A 17,639-nucleotide genomic window follows, 5' to 3' on the forward strand; every position below is an offset into this window, starting at 1 on the left:
GGATGAAAGTACATATTTTTTATTTGGCAGTGATGGATCGTCAGGGAGATCATATAACAGTAGGAGGAATACAAAATTACCTGATAGGATTGGGAGCAGCTTTGAAAGAGGCAGGGAATGAAGTGAGAATTTATCAAGGAGCGGACAAAGACTTTGAATCTACATATAATGATATAAATATTATAGGAAAAAAGAATGAACTAAAAAAATCATTAAAAGGTCAGATAAAAGAAGTGTTTCATCAGGTAAAAGACGAGATATATCCTGATGATGTAGTGATTTTTGGAACGGATAAAATAGCTTTTAAGCTGAAAGGATATTCAAAAACGATATCTATACAACATGGAATATCATTCGATTACATCTCATATAATGCATTTCCTTCTTTTTTAAAAAAAAATTGGATAGGAACAGTATATAAGTGGTTACAATGTTACAGAAATGCCAAAGACTTTTTGATATGTAAAAATGTTGTATGTGTAGACTATAACTTTGTGAATTGGATCAGGACTATATTACCCCGTAACTATTCAGAAAAAACTGTTGTAATTCCCAACTATGCCATACCATCAGAAAAAGTTAGCATCAATCTAATTTCTCATAAAAGTATCAAAATATTGTTTGCAAGAAGATTTGAAATGATGAGGGGAGTGTATATATTGATCGATATTGTGAAAGAAATTAGTTCCAGATATAAGAATGTAGAATTTACAATATGTGGAGATGGTCCACTGAAAGAAAAATTAAATCAGGAACTGGGGCATTTTCCCAATGTACTGATAACAAAATATGGCATAGGAGAATCAGAAAAGTTCAATCTCGAGCACCATATTACTCTGGTTCCTACTTATGGTAGTGAAGGAACTTCTTTTTCATTGTTGGAAGGCATGGCTGCCGGGGCCGTTCCTATTGTTTCTAATGTTGGTGGAATGACTAACATTATTTTGGATGGTTATAACGGCTATATTATGAACCCTCATAGTGAGAATTTTATTGAGAAGATTAGTTTTTTAATTGAAAATCCGGATAAACTGAAAGAAATTTCCGGAAATACAAAGAAAACAGTTGAAGCCTCATTTAATGAAACAAAATGGAAACAGGATTGGATCAACTTTGTAAATAAAGTATATAATGCAAATTAAAAAAAAGCTTTATAATTTTTATGTAATCTTTTCTTTAGCAGGATTCCTTATTTCAAGCTTTCTTCCTTCTATGCTGGGTATAGAAGGAAATGGAATAAATATACTGTATCGTGTATTGGTATTGCTTTTAAGTATATTCATCCTTTTAATTAATATTTCATCTAAGAGTTTTAGCTTAAAAATACTGAACCAGTATCAGCTATTCATAATTTTTTGGGTCTTCTATTCGTTTTTCCTTTTAAAAGATATTTATTATGCACCAGTGAAGTTGGCTCCTAATAAAACTTATTCTGAATATGTACAATTTGCTTTTGGGGTAGTGCTGATTCCTTGTTTGGCATTGATAGTTATTGATTCCAAAAAATTAAATTTTAAAACAATACTCAATACAATATACTATACAATATACATATTATTATTAGGATCATTGATATCCAGAAGCAATAGTAATATTACGGGAAGGAATGTAGGAGATCTCGAAATTGGTGTTTTGGTATATGGGCAATATGGAACAATGCTGGCTTTACTATCCATTTATAAACTGGTTACAGGAAAAAATAAATTATTTTCAATTATATATATACTCGGAATAGCTATAGGAACCCTGACTATATTTGTTTCTGCAAGTAGAAGCCCTTTTATAGCACTCATATTGTCAACGATTTATTTTTTTATAATGAAAAAGGGGACAAAAGGGGTATTTTATCTGAGCATACCAGCCTTTTTTATTGGAACTTTCTTTTTTGAAATCATGGATTTTTTTGGCAGTCTATTTAAAAGTAATTTCCTTCAGAGGCTGGCGTCAACCTTTGAAAAAGATAATGAAAGAGAAAAGTTATATAATGTTGCCTTAAACGAATTTATGGATCATCCTTTTTTAGGAAAACACTTTGTTATACAGACCAACCCTTATATGGGCTCATATCCTCATAATTTATTTATAGAAGGATTTATGGCAACCGGCTTTTTCATTGGAATGATACTTGTAATATTATTTCTACGGACAATTTTAATACAAGGTAAATTTGTTATTCAAAAAGATCATTTTACAGGGTGGATTCCCATGATTTTATGTCAGTTTTTTATTTTTAGTATGTTTTCGAATAATATATATTCAAATAATTTATTGTGGTATTCATTAATTTTAACACTCATTTCCTTTAAATATGAAAAGTTATGTCATTCTTCTTATCCTTCTGTTGTCAGTAGGATCTAAATTAGAGGCCCAGGATTTAGAAATTTTCACTCAGAATAAAAGATATACCCAGAATCAAAAAAACATGACGCAGAACAGAGGAGGTACTTCTCAATGTGCGAATTGTATAAAAAATTATTATTTTTTTGGACAATATTATATTGATAGGAATAAAAAAAACATAATAGATTTAAATTCCTTACAAAAAGGAATTAACAGTATCATCCCAGATAAACAAAGCTCTGATCTGATAGTTCTGGATATTGAAAACAAAATATATCAAGATATAAAGAAAAAAGGCGTTTCTGACAAAAATTATAAATCAAATATTGACAAACTTGTAGAAATGGTCCGTTTTGTAAAAAAAATGAGACCTAATGCTAAAGTAGTATTATATGGGATTCCATTTAATTTTAATTATGATTTCCAAAAAAGTTATAATGACTATAATAAACTGAAACCATTGCTCCAGGTTGTTGATTATTTAACCCCATCACTTTACTTGATGTATTCTGATTTAGAAAAAAGTGACAATTATTTTAAAAATTATATTTTTTCAAATTTGGATCTTACCTTTGAAATGGCTGCAAAAGTAAACAAACCTGTTTTACCATTCATTTGGTACAAAGTACATCCATATAATAAGATTTCGGGTGGAAGCGTAATAAATGACAGTTTATACACCACATATTTAAAACTGATCAAAGACTATAGATACAAAAACAACAAAGTCAGCGGGGTTATTTATTGGGAACCATCTAAAGAAACAATCAATATTAACCAGAAATTGGATAATACAATAAAAATATTACAATAGATGATTCTTCATATTACAAATGACTATTCAGGATCTACAGTTTATAAAAATTTAATTAGAGAATTAGATACTCTAGGTATAGAGCAGATAATTTATAATCCAATAAGAGATGCGGGGCGTAATGGAAAAAATAAAATAGACTTAAGTGTTAGTCATTCTCAGATTATATATAGTAATATCTTATCCAAATATACAGACCGGATTTTTTATCAGAAAAAAATAAAAAAAATAGTTTGTGATATAGAGTCAAAAGTCGATCTCACAAAAGTTACATTTATTCATGCTCATACATGGTACAGTGATGGAGGAGCTGCATATGAACTTCATAAAAAATATAATATACCTTATATTGTAGCGGTACGAAACACAGATCTGAATTTATTTTGGAAATATTTTTTTCATAAAAGAAATTATGGAAGAAAAATCTTTTTGAATGCTAGTAAAATAATAACAATTTCTGCAGTTTATAAAAACAGAATATTTGAAGATGAACGATTATCTTCCATTATTGACAAAATCAAAGATAAAGTTGAAATTATTCCTAATGGTGTTGATCCTTATTGGATTCAAAATAAAGTTTCTGCTAGAAAACAAATTACTGATAAAGATATAATTCAACTGCTTTACATCGGAAAATTTGATAAAGGGAAGAATATTGTCAATCTGATAAAAGCAGTCAAAAATATAAATCAAAATAAGAATAGTCCGAAGCTAAGATTGACTTTAATAGGAGCTAAAGGAAATGATGAAAAAAGAACCCTTGATTTAATTAAGAATGATGTTTATTTTAATTATTTAGGAAGAATAGATGACCTAAGAGAACTAAAAAAACATTTCCAACAGAGTGATATATTCACTATGCCTTCGAAGGCCGAAACATTTGGGTTGGTTTATGTAGAAGCCTTACTTCAGGGATTGCCGGTACTGTATACCAAAAATGAAGGAATTGACGGCTTTTATAATGATTCCATCGGAGAAAAAGTTGAAAATACTTCGGTCGAGGAAATTCAAAATAAAATAGAAAAATTAATTTTGAATTATTATCAATATAATTTTAATATAGTAGAACTTTCTCAAAACCATGACTGGAAAAAAATAGCTGAAATTTACCGTCAATTATATAATTAAAATGAATATCCTATATATCCATCAATACTTTGTTACCCCTAAGGAACCAGGTGGGACCAGATCTTATTGGCTTGCTAAAGAACTCGTAGAAAATGGACATAAAGTAATAATGATTACCTCATCAACGAAATATCCGGATAAAATAAAAAAAATAAATGTAGACGGTATTGAAGTTGTGTATATCAGAGAAGACTATGATCAGAAGATGAGTGTTTCAAGAAGATTAATGGCTTTCCTGAAATTCATGTATAAATCTTCTGCCATAAGTTTGAAACAGAACAATATAGATCTGGTAATTGCTACTTCCACTCCTTTGACCATCGGAATACCGGCTCTTGTATTGAAATGGATTAAGAAAATACCTTTTGTCTTTGAGGTCCGGGATTTGTGGCCGGAAGTCCCGATACAGATGGGAGCTATAAAAAATAAGTGGATCATCAGAACAACCCGTTGGCTGGAAAAAACGATCTATAGAAATGCATCACATATTATTGCCTTGTCGCCGGGTATGCGGGATGGGGTATTACAATATGTGCCGAAAGAAAAAACAAGCATGATCCCCAATATGGCAAAAATGGATGAGTTCTGGCCGCGGGAGAAAAACACGGAGCTGGCCGAAAAGCTGGGGTTGAAAAATCATTCGTTTAAAGTTGTACATTTTGGTTCCCTTGGGCTTGCTAACGGAGCTCATACAATTATAGAATCCGCTAAATTACTAAATGAAGATGATTCCGTAGAGTTTCTATTTGTAGGTGGAGGATCCACAGAAAAAGATTTAATTGATGAAGTAGAAAACAATCAGCTGAAAAATGTAAAGTTCCTAGGCAGATTTCCTATGAAAGAAGTTTCCGAAATTGTTAATTTCTCTGATGTTTCATTGATATCATTTTTAGATCTGCCCATTTTGTATACTAATTCTCCCAATAAGTTATTTGATTCTCTTTCAGCAGGAAAACCTATTATTGTGAACTCGGCAGGATGGACCAAGGATATTGCCGAGAAATATAACTGCGGATATTACGTGAATCCTAATAAACCTCAGGAACTTGTGGATAAGATATTGTATCTTAAGAATAATCCCGGCTTGGTTCAGGAGATGGGAAATAATTCCCGTAAATTAGCAGAGACAATTTATGATAAATCTATCTTATGCAAACAATTTGTAGAGGTAATCGAAAAGGTTGAAGTAACGAATAGATGAGCCATGTACAGAAAATTTGTTAAACGTCTATTAGATTTTATTATAGCATTGATTGGCTTAATATTATTATCCCCTGTTTTTCTGGTTGTTATGATAGGGCTATATTTTGCCAATCAGGGTAAGCCTTTCTTTTTTCAGGCACGTCCGGGTTTGAATGAGAGAATTTTTAAAATTATCAAATTTAAAACCATGAATGATAAAAAGGATGCTGAAGGAAACCTTTTGTCCGATTCAGAACGGCTGACACCCATTGGAAAATTTGTCCGTAAGACGTCTTTGGATGAACTACCGCAACTCATTAATGTTTTGAAGGGAGATATGGCAATTATAGGTCCGCGTCCTCTATTGCCACAATATTTACCTTTGTATAATGAAACCCAGAGACGCCGTCATGAAGTTCGTCCAGGGATTACGGGCTGGGCGCAGGTGAACGGAAGAAATGCTATTTCCTGGACAAAAAAATTTGAACTGGATGTATGGTATGTAGATCATGTATCCTTTGCAACAGATTGTAAAGTGTTCCTTACCACCTTTAAAAAAGTTTTCAAAAGTGAAGGGATTAATCAGGCCGGTCAGGCAACAGCTGAGGCTTTTAACGGAAATAATTAACAGAATTATATTATGTATTTGTACGGAGCGAGTGGTCATGGCAAAGTAGTTATTGAAGTTGCGGAAGAAAACGGATATACTATTGATGCTTATATTGATTTAGATCTGTCTAAAAAACAGCTGCTGGATTATCCTGTCATTCACGAAATTCCCAAAGATGATATAGACGTTATTATTTCCATTGGGAATAACGAGATCAGAAAAAAAATTGTTGAAGAAAATAAACAATTCAATTATAGAACACTTGTTCATCCCAAAGCAGTAGTCTCCAAAAGGGCGAGAGTATCGGAAGGAACAGTCGTAATGCCGGGGGTTACTATAAATTCGGAATCATCAATAGGCAGACATTGCATTATCAATACGAATGCATCTGTGGATCATGATTGTACAGTGGAAGATTTCGTACATATTTCCCCTAATGCATCTTTGGCCGGAGACGTGTATATAGGAGAGGGCACCCATATTGGGATAGGAGCCTGTGTTATACAGGGAATAAAAATCGGGAAATGGTGTACTGTAGGTGCGGGAGCGGTTATTATAAGAGACGTTCCTGATGGTGCAACCGTAGTAGGAAATCCGGGTAAAATAATAAAATTACTTATTGATAATAAAAAATAAACAGTTATATGAATTCGAAAATATGGCTTTCCTCGCCTCATATGGGAGGCAACGAATTGAAATATATCCATGAAGCTTTTGATGCCAATTGGGTTGCTCCTCTGGGCCCGAATGTTGACGGTTTTGAGAAAGATATTGAAAACTATTTAAACGCAGACGTAAAAGTGGCTGCCCTTTCATCAGGAACTGCTGCGCTACATCTGGCATTGGTAGAATGTGGGGTAGGCCATGGCGATGAGGTCATCTGTCAGTCTATGACCTTCTCAGCCTCTGCCAATCCTATTGCTTATCAGGGGGCGGTTCCGGTCTTTGTAGATTCAGACAAAGATACCTGGAATATTTGCCCCGCAACATTGGAAAAGGCTATAGAAGACAGAATTTCAAAAGGTAAAAAGCCAAAAGCTATTATTGTGGTCCATCTCTACGGTATGCCTGCTAAAATGGATGAAATCATGTCAATCGCCGGAAAATATGAAATCCCGTTGCTTGAAGATGCCGCTGAGGCTTTGGGTTCAACCTATAAAGGAAAAGTTTGTGGAACTTTCGGGCGGTTTGGTATATTATCCTTCAACGGAAATAAGATCATTACTACTTCCGGAGGAGGAGCGCTGGTCTGCCATACGCAGGAGGACAAGGAAAAAGCTGTATTCCTTTCAACCCAGGCCAGGGATAATGCACCGCATTATCAACATTCGCATATTGGCTATAACTACAGGATGAGCAATATTACGGCAGGAATCGGCCGGGGGCAGATGGAGGTCCTGAGTGACAGAATAGAAGCCCGTAGAAATATGCATAGCTTTTATGTAGATCTCTTTGGAAATATCGAAGGAGTAGAAGTTTTTTCTGAGCCTGATGCCGATTTTTATTCCAATCACTGGCTGTCTGCTATTACAGTTGATGATAAAATCACAGGTAAAACACGGGAAGATCTGCGTTTGGCGCTTCTTGAAGAGAATATAGAATCCAGGCCACTTTGGAAACCTATGCATATGCAGCCTGTTTTTGCAGAAGCTCCTTATTATGGTGAACAAGTAGCAGAGACTCTTTTTGCAAACGGATTATGTCTGCCTTCAGGATCTAACCTTACAGACGACGACAGGAGCAGGATTGCAAAAGCCATTACGGGTCTTTTTTCAAAATAAACCGGAAAAAAAATTAAAATAAAAATGGATGCATGGAATATGGCATCCATTTTTTATATGGATACGATATATTTAAAAGTAATTTTTAAAATTTAATTTCACAGGATCATTTTTTCAAAACGGGTTTTCCTGCATATTTTATATCTTTGCCTTCAATTCAATATGGTGAGAAAATACCCCTTATGGAAATGGCTTATGGATTACGGCATAACAATTGTTGCCGTTATTACGCTTCTTCCTATGCTATTTTTATTGACAATTTTAACTTCTTATGATACAGGCTTCCCTGGGATCTTTATACAAAGAAGAGTTGGCAGAAACGCAGAGCTGTTTGATATTTATAAATTCAGGACAATACACCCGAAAACCTTCCGGAAATCGCGGATAGGCAATTGGATGAGAAAAACCAAACTGGATGAGCTTCCTCAATTGTTCAATATCCTTAAAGGAGATATGTCCCTAATAGGTCCCCGCCCCGATATTCCCGGATATTATGACAAACTGGAAGGGGAAGACAGGCTTGTACTCCAACTGAAACCGGGACTGATCAGTGAGGCGGGCATTAAATATAGTAATGAAGAAGAAATATTAAATCAGCAGGAGGCTCCTTTGCAATATAATGATCAGGTGCTCTTTCCGGATAAGGTGAGGATGAATTTGGAATATTATCATAATCTATCCTTCAAAACGGATATCCAAATATTATTGAAAGCCTTTTCTATCCTGCGGGTATAATGCAGACAGAAAATTTATGATATATGAAATTGATTTCCAAACTAAGTGTAGTTTATTGTATATTTTCGGCATTTATACTTAATGCCCAGACAGAAATAAAGCTGAATGCACCTTCGGCCCCGGTAGGGATTCTTCATATTGCAGTTGAGAAGCCTTTGAGGAAAAATTATACATTGCAGGCAGAAGCTTTTGTTTCACCCTGGAAATCTTTTGCCGGCAAAAACCTTCAGATTTATATGGGAACGTTGGAAGGCAGGTATTATTTCAATGAGAAAATGAAGAAATGGTATGTCGGAGCTTATATTTCGGCAGCTGCCTTTAATCTTCAGAAATGGGATTATTGGAAAGCAAAGGTTGTAAGAGATGAAAATGGTAATCCGGAAATATTACCGAACGGAAGCCCACGGATAACGGAAAGGTATCAGAAAGGGCTAGCCTTTGTAGGGGGAATAAGCGGTGGGTATCACTTCGTCATTAATGAAAGATGGGGGCTGGATGCCTTTGCCGGAATAGGATTTACCCAATCATTATATAAAGGATACTTAAAAGACAATGATCAAAGATATGACGGCGCCCGAAAATGGAACAAAAGTGGAGAAATTATTCCTACCCGGGCGGGATTAATGTTAACATATAAAATAAATTGATATTGTGATAGCTAAAATATTTCTGGTTATGCTATAATATAATAATAGTACAAAGATTGTGTAAAATATTTAGATATATTTGTACGTCGTAATAATTGATAATGAATAATTCTAAACCTAAATTGATATATCTTCCCAAAATAATTGATAAAAGGGGAAACTTATCTTTTTATGAATACCCGGGGCAGATTCCATTTGAAATTGCCAGAACCTATTGGATCTATGATGTGCCTGGAGGAGAAGTAAGGGGAAGTCATGCCTTTAAAGATCAACAGGAATTTATTGTTGCGTTATCAGGCAGTTTTGATATTGTTTTACATGATGGCAAAGAAGAACTCAGGTTCTCATTAAACCGTTCTTATTACGGACTATATATTCCTAAAATGTATTGGCGAAGAATGGAAAATTTTTCAACTAATTCCCTCGCTTTGATAGTTTCTGACCGTATTTATAATGAAGCTGATTATATAAGAGATTTTGAACAATTTAAAACTTTAAAGAATGGATAAACTTTCGGTTTTTGATTGTTCAATAATTGATTTGGGTAAAATCAGTTTTGATGAGGGAAATCTGACTGTTGTTGAAAATAATTCAGAATTTCCGTTCAATGTAAAAAGGGTTTTTTATCTCTATGATATAGCAGGTGGTGAAAGCAGGGGTGCCCATGCCCATAAGGAATGCCATCAGTTTTTGATTGCGGCCAGCGGTAGTTTTGAAGTAAGCCTGGATGATGGCAAATATAAAAGGCAGGTGTTCCTTAATAGACCTAACTTAGGCTTACACGTTCCACCGGGAATCTGGGCTTCAGAAGTTAATTTTTCTTCGGGGGCAATTTGCCTGGTATTGGCTTCACATGAGTATAATGAGCAAGATTATATCAGAAATTATGAAGATTACTTAAATATCAGGAAATATGGCTAAAATTCATCCATCATCTGATGTTCAGAGTGAAAATATTGGTGAAAACACCCTGATCTGGCAATATTGTGTTATATTAAAAGATGCAATAATTGGTAATAACTGTAATATTAATTGCCAGGTTTTTATTGAGAATGATGTTAAAATAGGAGATAATGTTACTATAAAGTCCGGAGTGCAGATCTGGGATGGAGTAACATTAGAGGACAATGTTTTTATTGGGCCTAATGTTACCTTTACAAACGATCTAATTCCCCGTTCTAAAAAATATCCTGAAACTTTTGCAAAAACCACAATAAAAAAAGGGGCCTCTATAGGCGCAAATTCAACAATTATTGCAGGTAACACGATTGGAGAAAATTCTTTGATAGGAGCAGGTAGTGTTGTTACCAAAGATATTCCAGCTAATACGGTCTGGTTTGGAAATCCGGCAAAACAAAAGGGAATAATCGATGAAAAGGGAAAAATTATTTATTTATAGAAAATGATGATCAAATTTTTAGACTTACAAAAAATAAACCTTGTTCATCAACAGGAAATTGAACAAAGAATCATAGATACTTTTCGTTCCGGTTGGTATCTCCTGGGAAAGGAGGTTAAAAATTTTGAAAATAACTTGGCAGAATATATTGGCGCTAAACATGCAATAGGAGTCGCTAACGGATTAGATGCTTTAAGATTAATACTTCGTGCTTATATAGAGTTGGGAGTCTTCCGGAAAGGGGATGAAATCATTGTGCCTGCCAACACCTATATAGCTTCTATTTTAGCTATTTCAGACAACGGACTGGTCCCTGTATTGGTAGAACCGGATATTGATCATTATAATATTGATGTTTCTAAAGTTCAGGAAAAAATTACTTCAAAAACTAAAGGGGTATTGATTGTGCATCTGTACGGCAGAATAATTTTTTCCGAAGAATTGAGGAATATTGCCACAAAACATAATCTTAAAATTATTGAAGACAATGCCCAGGCAATAGGAGCAGAATGGAATTCGGTAAAATCAGGGAATTTAGGAGATGCAGCCGGATTTAGCTTTTATCCGGGTAAAAATTTAGGTGCTTTGGGAGACGCCGGAGGAATAACCACTAATGATGAGGATTTGGCTAAATGCATTAGAGCATTGGCTAATTATGGCTCTAATCAAAAATATGTAAATATTTATCAGGGGTTGAATTCCAGATTGGATGAGATTCAAGCCGCAGTTTTGGATGTTAAGCTTAAATATATTGACGGGGAAAACCAAAGGAGAAGGGAAATTGCCAGACGGTATATTACAGAAATAACTCATCCGGATATCATACTTCCCGAATATCCTGAAAATGAAAAAGAACACGTATGGCATTTATTTGTAATAAGAACAAAGGGGCGAGAAAATCTTCAGAAATATCTTTCTGAAAATAATATTCAGACACTAATACATTATCCGGTTCCTTCCCACAAGCAGGAGGCCTATAAGGAATGGAACCATTTGAGCTATCCAATCACGGAACAGACTCACAATGAAGTTTTGAGTTTACCTGTAAGCCCGGTAATGAACGATGAAGAAGTTGGTATAGTCATTGAAAAACTTAATTTATTTTAGTGATTCATCTGATTAAAAGGCTGAAATCTAGTAATCTGTTAAGAGTTTTTTCGTTAACGGGCATTTCTACATTGATAAAGATCATTACAAGTTATATAACTGTAAAAGTATTGGCAACTATTGTAGGGCCGGCCGGTATTGCTCTTATCGGGCAGCTGCAAAACTTTACTACAGTTCTTACCACTTTGGGTGCAGGTGGAATTAATAACGGAGTTGTAAAATATGTAGCAGAATACAAAGAAGACCGTAGTATATTATCAAAAATTCTGGGCAATGGGTTTAGAATAACCGCCTGTTTATCTCTTGCCATAGGATTCATAATCATACTTTTATCCGGCTTTTTAAGTAAAATCATACTTTTGGACGAACAGTATTCCTATATCTTTATTCTGTTTGGGATCAGTCTTTTCTTTCTTTCAATTAACAATTTTTTTGTTTCGGTGCTGAATGGTTATCAGGAATTCAGGAAATTTGTCACTGTGAATATCATTACAAGTATTATCGGACTTATTTTTACAATAAGCCTGGTAATTCTCCTCAATATCAGCGGGGCTTTGATTGCTATGGTAACCTATCAGTCTGTAATAGTTTTTTTTACGGTTTTTTACATCAAAAAGTTGGAATGGTTTAGAAGACCTTATTTATGGGCATCTTGGGATAAAAAGATTGTTAAAAAGTATGCATATTATTCTCTTATGGCTATTGTTTCTGCAATTGCTGTTCCATTAACACAGTTTGTGATCAGGAGATTTCTTATTCATGAATATTCGATGACTGATGCTGGTTACTGGGAGTCTATGAATAAGATATCTGGGCTTTATCTGATGCTGTTCACTTCTACATTTAGTGTATACTATCTGCCAAAACTTTCAGAAATAAAAGACCAGCTGAGCCTGAAAAGTGAAATATTCAAAACATATAAAATCTTCACTCCGGTTTTATTGATAAGCCTTATGGCTATATTCTTTCTGAAAGATCTGGTCGTTTCTGTTTTATTTACTCCGAACTTTGCCCCCATTAAGAAATTATTCTTTTGGCAACTTTTGGGAGATTTTTTTAAGATAATGAGTTGGATCCTGGCCTTTGTAATGGTTGCTAAATCAATGAGTAAAATTTACATTTTTACGGAAATTTCATTTTCGGTTTTACAAATTTTATTGACCTATTATTTTGTTGATCACTATGGGCTTACCGGGGCTGTGCAAGCCTATTTTGTAAATTATTTTATTTACTTTTGGACGATGATTATATTATTTAAAAATATTTTATTCAAAAAGTGATATGAAAATATTGATTCCCATAGTAGGCGTTTTTGGGAAGTCAGGAGGTTGGAGAGTTCTATCGAAATTGGCAAACTACTGGATGAAAGAAGGACATGAAGTTCAGTTTTTAGTCTATGAAAAATCTAAGGCACCTTATTTCCCTACAAAAGCAGATATTCTTTATTATAATCTTTCAGGAAATATTGAAACAAATCATAATCTAGATGCTATCTCGCCTTTACTGGGACCTATAAGATTAATTTCAGCATTAACTAAAGCGTTGAACAAGCTTCAGGCTGATATTGTTTTAGCTAATCACAGTTTTTCGGCATATCCGGTTAAAAAATCAAGTATTAAGGCCAAAAAGTTCTATTATATACAAGCTTACGAGCCTGATTTTTATATTAAAAGAGATTTGAAGACCCGGTATTTTAAATGGTTAAGCAAGAAATCTTATACCTTAGGACTTAATATGATTGTAAATGCTCCAATGTATTTGAATTATAGAGAAATTAAAACTGATATGTTTGTGTTTCCGGGACTTGATATGCAGAATTATTGTCCAAGTCACCAGGTAAGTGCTAAGACTGTTTTTATTTTAGGAACAATCGGAAGATCTGAAGAATATAAAGGAACAAAATATGTTATTGAAGCTTTTAGGATCCTTAGGAAAAAACTGGGAAATAAAATAGAGTTGCATATTGCTTTTGGAGATATAAATTTAGAAAAGGAAGAGGGGATAAAAGTTTTAAGGCCAGACGGGGATCAGAATCTTGCTAAATTTTATCAATCTTTAAACATTTACATTTGTGCAGGAACCATTCAACTGGAAGCTGTACATTATCCTGTAATAGAGGCTATGGCATGTAAGATCCCTGTAATTACTACGGGCTATTTACCTTCTTCTTCTTCAAATGCATGGCTAGTTCCCATAAAAGATTCAATGGCAATTTCGGATAAAGTAATTGAAATCATGAACGGAGATACACAACAAAAAATAGAAAAAGCATATGAAGATGTAAAGGTTTTTGAATGGAATAAAATTTCATTAAAAATGATAACCTATTTCAAAGAAAAATGACAGCTTTGTTTTTAAATTATAATTATTCTTGATGTAGTCTTCTAAATTATAATATATTTGCGGAATTTAAGTGTTTTATCCAATAAATATTTCTACAATAACAATATGAAAATAAATAATAAAGATTTAAATCTGAATGAAATAATAAACCCTTATTTAAAAAAATGGCCAATTTTTTTAATTAGCATCTTTATTATGCTTGTTATTTCTTTTATATATATAAAATCTAAAACACCTGTTTATAAAGTGCAGACTTCTATTTTGATAAAAGATGCAAAAAAGATGTCTTCAGATGTTGGGGATATGAGCATTATGCAAGGAGTCCCTGGTTTTGGTGGAATGGGAACTAATAGTATAGAAAATGAATTGGAAATTTTACAGTCCAAGACAATTGTGGAAGACGTTGTAAAAGATTTGAGGCTTCAGACTCCTGTATATGCAAAACAGAGTTTTTATGATATAGAATTATATAAAGATACAAATCCGGTTAATATAGCTTTGGTGAGAGAAGATCCATATGCTGAAAAACCTAAAGAACCAATTCATATTGAAATTGAAACTGATGGAATTGTTTTGTCTTCAGAAGAATTGGAGAAAGACATAAAGGCAAGCTATAATCGATTAATCAGGTTACCTTATGCTGATATTATTATTACTAAAAATAACAATTTCAATAAAAGGAAAGCAAATAAGATCAAACTTGATGATATTTATTTCAGATATGTGGAATTTGATGATGCAGTTGAAGAATATCAAAAGGCAATTTCTGTAGATCTATTGGATAAAGATGCTACGGTGATTGGAATTAATATAATTGATATTAATAAAGATAAGGCAGTAGAGATTCTAAATACACTGGTAAAAAAATATAATTATTATGCGATCAATGATAAAAACACAGAGTCAGAAAAGACAAAAAATTTTATTGATGAAAGGATTGCTATTATTTCTAAAGAATTGGGAAATGTAGAATCTGAAAAACAAAATTTTAAAGTTCGGAACCAGATAGTTGATGTTCAAAGTGATGCAAGGATTAATCTTGAAATTAATGAGGAAGCGAAAAAGAAAATGCTTGAACTAGACACTCAAATTGAACTCAATAATATGTTGTCAAACTATTTGAATAACTATTCCTCGAATCAGCTAATTCCGGCTAATGTTGGATTGCAGAATCCAGTTGCTGTAGCCAGTATCAATAATTATAACAAATTGGTTCAGGAAAGGAACCGATTATTGGATAATGCAACCCCTTCAAACCCTCTTATAAAAGATTTGGATGTCCAAATATCAAGTCTTCGGCATAACATAAAAGAAAGTTTGTTAAAGGATAAAGGAGCATTACAGATAAGCCGTAATAATATTTTAGGACAGAAGGTAAAATCCAGTAATTCCATAGCTACGATTCCGGAGAAAGAACGTGTTTTTAGAGATATTGAAAGACAACAACAAATAAAAGAAAACCTTTTTCTTATTCTGTTACAAAAAAGGGAAGAAGCAGCAATATCAATGGCTATTACATCTAATAAAGCAAGAGTTATTGATTCTGCCTATGCCTTAAAAAAACCTGTTGCACCTAAGAAAATATTTATTCTTGCGGGAGGTCTTTTAATTGGTTTTTTATTGCCAGCAATATATATATTAATCAGGGAATTATTAAATGATAAAATTGTTATAAAGAATGATGTTGAAAAATTATCAGGTATTCCTGTTATTGCTGAAATTCCTAGAACATTAAAAAAATCAGAGCAACTTTTAAAAAGTAATGATTTGTCTCCATTGGCAGAATCGTTTAGAATTCTGGTCACAAATCTACGTTTTGTATTACGTAAAAATCAGAATGCCAAAATCATTATGGTAACGTCTTCTATGAAAGGAGAAGGGAAGACATTTGTTTCTGTAAATTTAGCTTTAGCATTAACAACCCCTAATAAAAAGGTTTTAGTCATAGGAAGTGATATTAGAAATCCACAGTTACAAAGGTACAATCCCTCAATGAAGGTGGCACAGGGATTAACAGAGTTTTTAAATTCAGATATTAAAAATGTAGATGAAATTATTCACCCAAGTGGTTTTATTTCAGGCACTGACTTTATTTATTCGGGAGCAATTCCTCCTAATCCCACTGATCTTTTACAAAATGACAGATATGAAGCTTTGCTTAATGAAGTTAAAAATAAGTATGATTATGTTATATTGGATACAGCTCCTTTAATGCCTGTAACAGATTCCTTCTTAATTGCACATCTTGCAGATGCCACAGTATATGTCGTAAGATCTGAAATATCCCTAAAGAGTTATGTGGAGTTCGCTAATAAAAATGCAGAAAATAAAAACCTGAAAAATCCTGTATTTGTAGTGAATGATATAAAGAAAACAAACTTTGCTTATGGTAATCAGTATGGTTATTCAAATGAAGAAAAGAAATGGTGGCACTTTTTTAAGAAATAATCAGCATCAATAGATACTTTAATGGCATACTATATTGTTTTTGTTTTTTCGGGAGTATTGTCTTTTATAGCAGATTTTAAGTATAAAAAAGCATTATGTATAGTACTTGCAATTGGGCTTTCCATTTTTGCAGGAACCCGGTTTGGTATTGATAGTGATTATTATATGTATCTTAAATCAATGAGATATATTGAGCGTGATATTCCCGATTTTGCTGGAAGAGAAGTGCCCTTAGAATGGTGTATGTTTGTTATACCACATTTTTTTAAATTATTTTTCAATAATAATATTGAAGTTGCTAAAGCGTCTTTTTTATTATTTGCCACACTAGGGGTTTCTTTTAAAATTACAGCAATTGCAAAATATTCTGAATTTATTTTTTTAAGTGTCCTGCTGTATATAGGTAACTTATATCTTATGCAGGAAATGACTACTATACGGGCAGGTGTGGCAGCGGGCATTTTTTTATTATCAATTAAAAATATTGAGGACAGAGAATATGTACCGTTTTTTGTGAAATTATTATTATGTTTCTTCTTCCATTCCTCAAGTATACTATTTCTTCTTCCATGGCTTTTATTTACCCTAAATGTAAATATTAAATATTATTACATTCTGGTGGCTATATCTATTTTTTTACTTGTATTCAATATTAATCTTCTCACAGTATTAATGCTGGACCGTATATTCCCAAGAATTAAACTATATATGGAGATGATGGAATGGATGAAGGAAGATAGCGTTAATATATTTAATTTTAAGATGCTATTTGGTATATTTATGCTGGGTGTATTTTCAATATTTTACACAAAAATGAAGAATATCAGGTTTTTTGATTTGTTATTTAAGATACATATCATTTCGGTTTCTTTATTTTTAATATTGAGTGTGTCTGGTGCACAGGTTTTTTCTACAAGAACGTTTGAAATGTATTCTGTAATACAGATTATACTTTATCCTATGTTAATACACATTTTTCCTGCAAAATTAAAAATTGTTGGCTGGATAATAATTCTAATTTTTTCTTGTATACAGGTTTATTATTTAGTAGAAGTGGCTGATATCTTTAAAGAATATAATTCTTGGTTATAAATGAAAAAGATTA

At 33.0% G+C, this 17,639-nt stretch carries 18 protein-coding genes; all 18 read left to right on the forward strand.

The window, feature by feature from the left end:
- Window positions 1-2: 2 nt before the first annotated feature.
- The 18 genes from ABMQ40_RS00520 (at window position 3) to ABMQ40_RS00605 (ending at window position 17,626) form a co-directional block, all read left to right on the forward strand.
- On the forward strand, window positions 3-1,142 hold the full coding sequence (locus tag ABMQ40_RS00520) for a glycosyltransferase family 4 protein (RefSeq protein WP_370895428.1): 1,140 nt from the start codon (window positions 3-5) through the stop codon (window positions 1,140-1,142).
- Window positions 1,132-2,358, forward strand: coding sequence for an O-antigen ligase family protein (locus ABMQ40_RS00525; RefSeq protein ID WP_370895430.1), 1,227 nt, complete (start codon window positions 1,132-1,134; stop codon window positions 2,356-2,358). The genes ABMQ40_RS00520 and ABMQ40_RS00525 overlap by 11 nt, the downstream gene beginning before the upstream one ends.
- A gap of 64 nt (window positions 2,359-2,422) precedes the next feature.
- Entirely contained in the window at window positions 2,423-3,154 is a 732-nt protein-coding gene (locus tag ABMQ40_RS00530; protein WP_370895432.1) for a hypothetical protein, read from the forward strand.
- Window positions 3,155-4,282 (forward strand): glycosyltransferase family 4 protein, encoded by a 1,128-nt coding sequence (locus tag ABMQ40_RS00535; protein ID WP_370895435.1) that lies wholly within the window; start codon window positions 3,155-3,157, stop codon window positions 4,280-4,282.
- 1 nt (window position 4,283) lies between these two features.
- A complete protein-coding gene (locus tag ABMQ40_RS00540) occupies window positions 4,284-5,483 on the forward strand; it encodes a glycosyltransferase family 4 protein (protein ID WP_370895437.1) in 1,200 nt (399 codons plus the stop codon).
- Between the two features lie 3 nt (window positions 5,484-5,486).
- A complete protein-coding gene (locus ABMQ40_RS00545; RefSeq protein ID WP_370895439.1) occupies window positions 5,487-6,092 on the forward strand; it encodes a sugar transferase in 606 nt (201 codons plus the stop codon).
- A gap of 12 nt (window positions 6,093-6,104) precedes the next feature.
- Window positions 6,105-6,710 carry an acetyltransferase gene (locus ABMQ40_RS00550; RefSeq protein WP_370895441.1) on the forward strand — a complete coding sequence of 202 codons (606 nt, stop codon included), beginning with the start codon at window positions 6,105-6,107 and terminating at the stop codon, window positions 6,708-6,710.
- An 8-nt stretch (window positions 6,711-6,718) separates the two neighbouring features.
- Window positions 6,719-7,855 (forward strand): DegT/DnrJ/EryC1/StrS family aminotransferase, encoded by a 1,137-nt coding sequence (locus ABMQ40_RS00555; protein ID WP_370895443.1) that lies wholly within the window; start codon window positions 6,719-6,721, stop codon window positions 7,853-7,855.
- Window positions 7,856-8,050: 195 nt separating this feature from the next.
- Window positions 8,051-8,590 (forward strand): sugar transferase, encoded by a 540-nt coding sequence (locus ABMQ40_RS00560; protein WP_370895445.1) that lies wholly within the window; start codon window positions 8,051-8,053, stop codon window positions 8,588-8,590.
- Window positions 8,591-8,613: 23 nt separating this feature from the next.
- Window positions 8,614-9,237, forward strand: coding sequence for a DUF3575 domain-containing protein (locus ABMQ40_RS00565; protein WP_370895447.1), 624 nt, complete (start codon window positions 8,614-8,616; stop codon window positions 9,235-9,237).
- Between the two features lie 101 nt (window positions 9,238-9,338).
- A complete protein-coding gene (locus ABMQ40_RS00570) occupies window positions 9,339-9,746 on the forward strand; it encodes a sugar 3,4-ketoisomerase (RefSeq protein ID WP_370895449.1) in 408 nt (135 codons plus the stop codon).
- Window positions 9,739-10,158: a sugar 3,4-ketoisomerase gene (locus ABMQ40_RS00575; RefSeq protein ID WP_370895451.1), complete on the forward strand. Its 420-nt coding sequence runs from the start codon at window positions 9,739-9,741 to the stop codon at window positions 10,156-10,158. Before ABMQ40_RS00570 ends, ABMQ40_RS00575 begins: the two co-directional genes overlap by 8 nt.
- Window positions 10,151-10,636 (forward strand): acyltransferase, encoded by a 486-nt coding sequence (locus tag ABMQ40_RS00580; RefSeq protein ID WP_370895453.1) that lies wholly within the window; start codon window positions 10,151-10,153, stop codon window positions 10,634-10,636. The genes ABMQ40_RS00575 and ABMQ40_RS00580 overlap by 8 nt, the downstream gene beginning before the upstream one ends.
- A gap of 6 nt (window positions 10,637-10,642) precedes the next feature.
- Window positions 10,643-11,743 carry a DegT/DnrJ/EryC1/StrS family aminotransferase gene (locus ABMQ40_RS00585; protein ID WP_370896129.1) on the forward strand — a complete coding sequence of 367 codons (1,101 nt, stop codon included), beginning with the start codon at window positions 10,643-10,645 and terminating at the stop codon, window positions 11,741-11,743.
- A complete protein-coding gene (locus ABMQ40_RS00590; protein ID WP_370895455.1) occupies window positions 11,743-13,023 on the forward strand; it encodes an O-antigen translocase in 1,281 nt (426 codons plus the stop codon). The genes ABMQ40_RS00585 and ABMQ40_RS00590 overlap by 1 nt, the downstream gene beginning before the upstream one ends.
- Window position 13,024: 1 nt before the next feature.
- Entirely contained in the window at window positions 13,025-14,086 is a 1,062-nt protein-coding gene (locus ABMQ40_RS00595) for a glycosyltransferase (RefSeq protein ID WP_370895457.1), read from the forward strand.
- Window positions 14,087-14,191: 105 nt separating this feature from the next.
- A complete protein-coding gene (locus ABMQ40_RS00600; protein ID WP_370895459.1) occupies window positions 14,192-16,534 on the forward strand; it encodes a GumC family protein in 2,343 nt (780 codons plus the stop codon).
- Window positions 16,535-16,555: 21 nt separating this feature from the next.
- Window positions 16,556-17,626: an EpsG family protein gene (locus tag ABMQ40_RS00605; protein ID WP_370895461.1), complete on the forward strand. Its 1,071-nt coding sequence runs from the start codon at window positions 16,556-16,558 to the stop codon at window positions 17,624-17,626.
- Window positions 17,627-17,639: the final 13 nt, after the last annotated feature.

The organism is Chryseobacterium gossypii, from assembly GCF_041361455.1.
Taxonomy (GTDB): domain Bacteria; phylum Bacteroidota; class Bacteroidia; order Flavobacteriales; family Weeksellaceae; genus Chryseobacterium; species Chryseobacterium gossypii.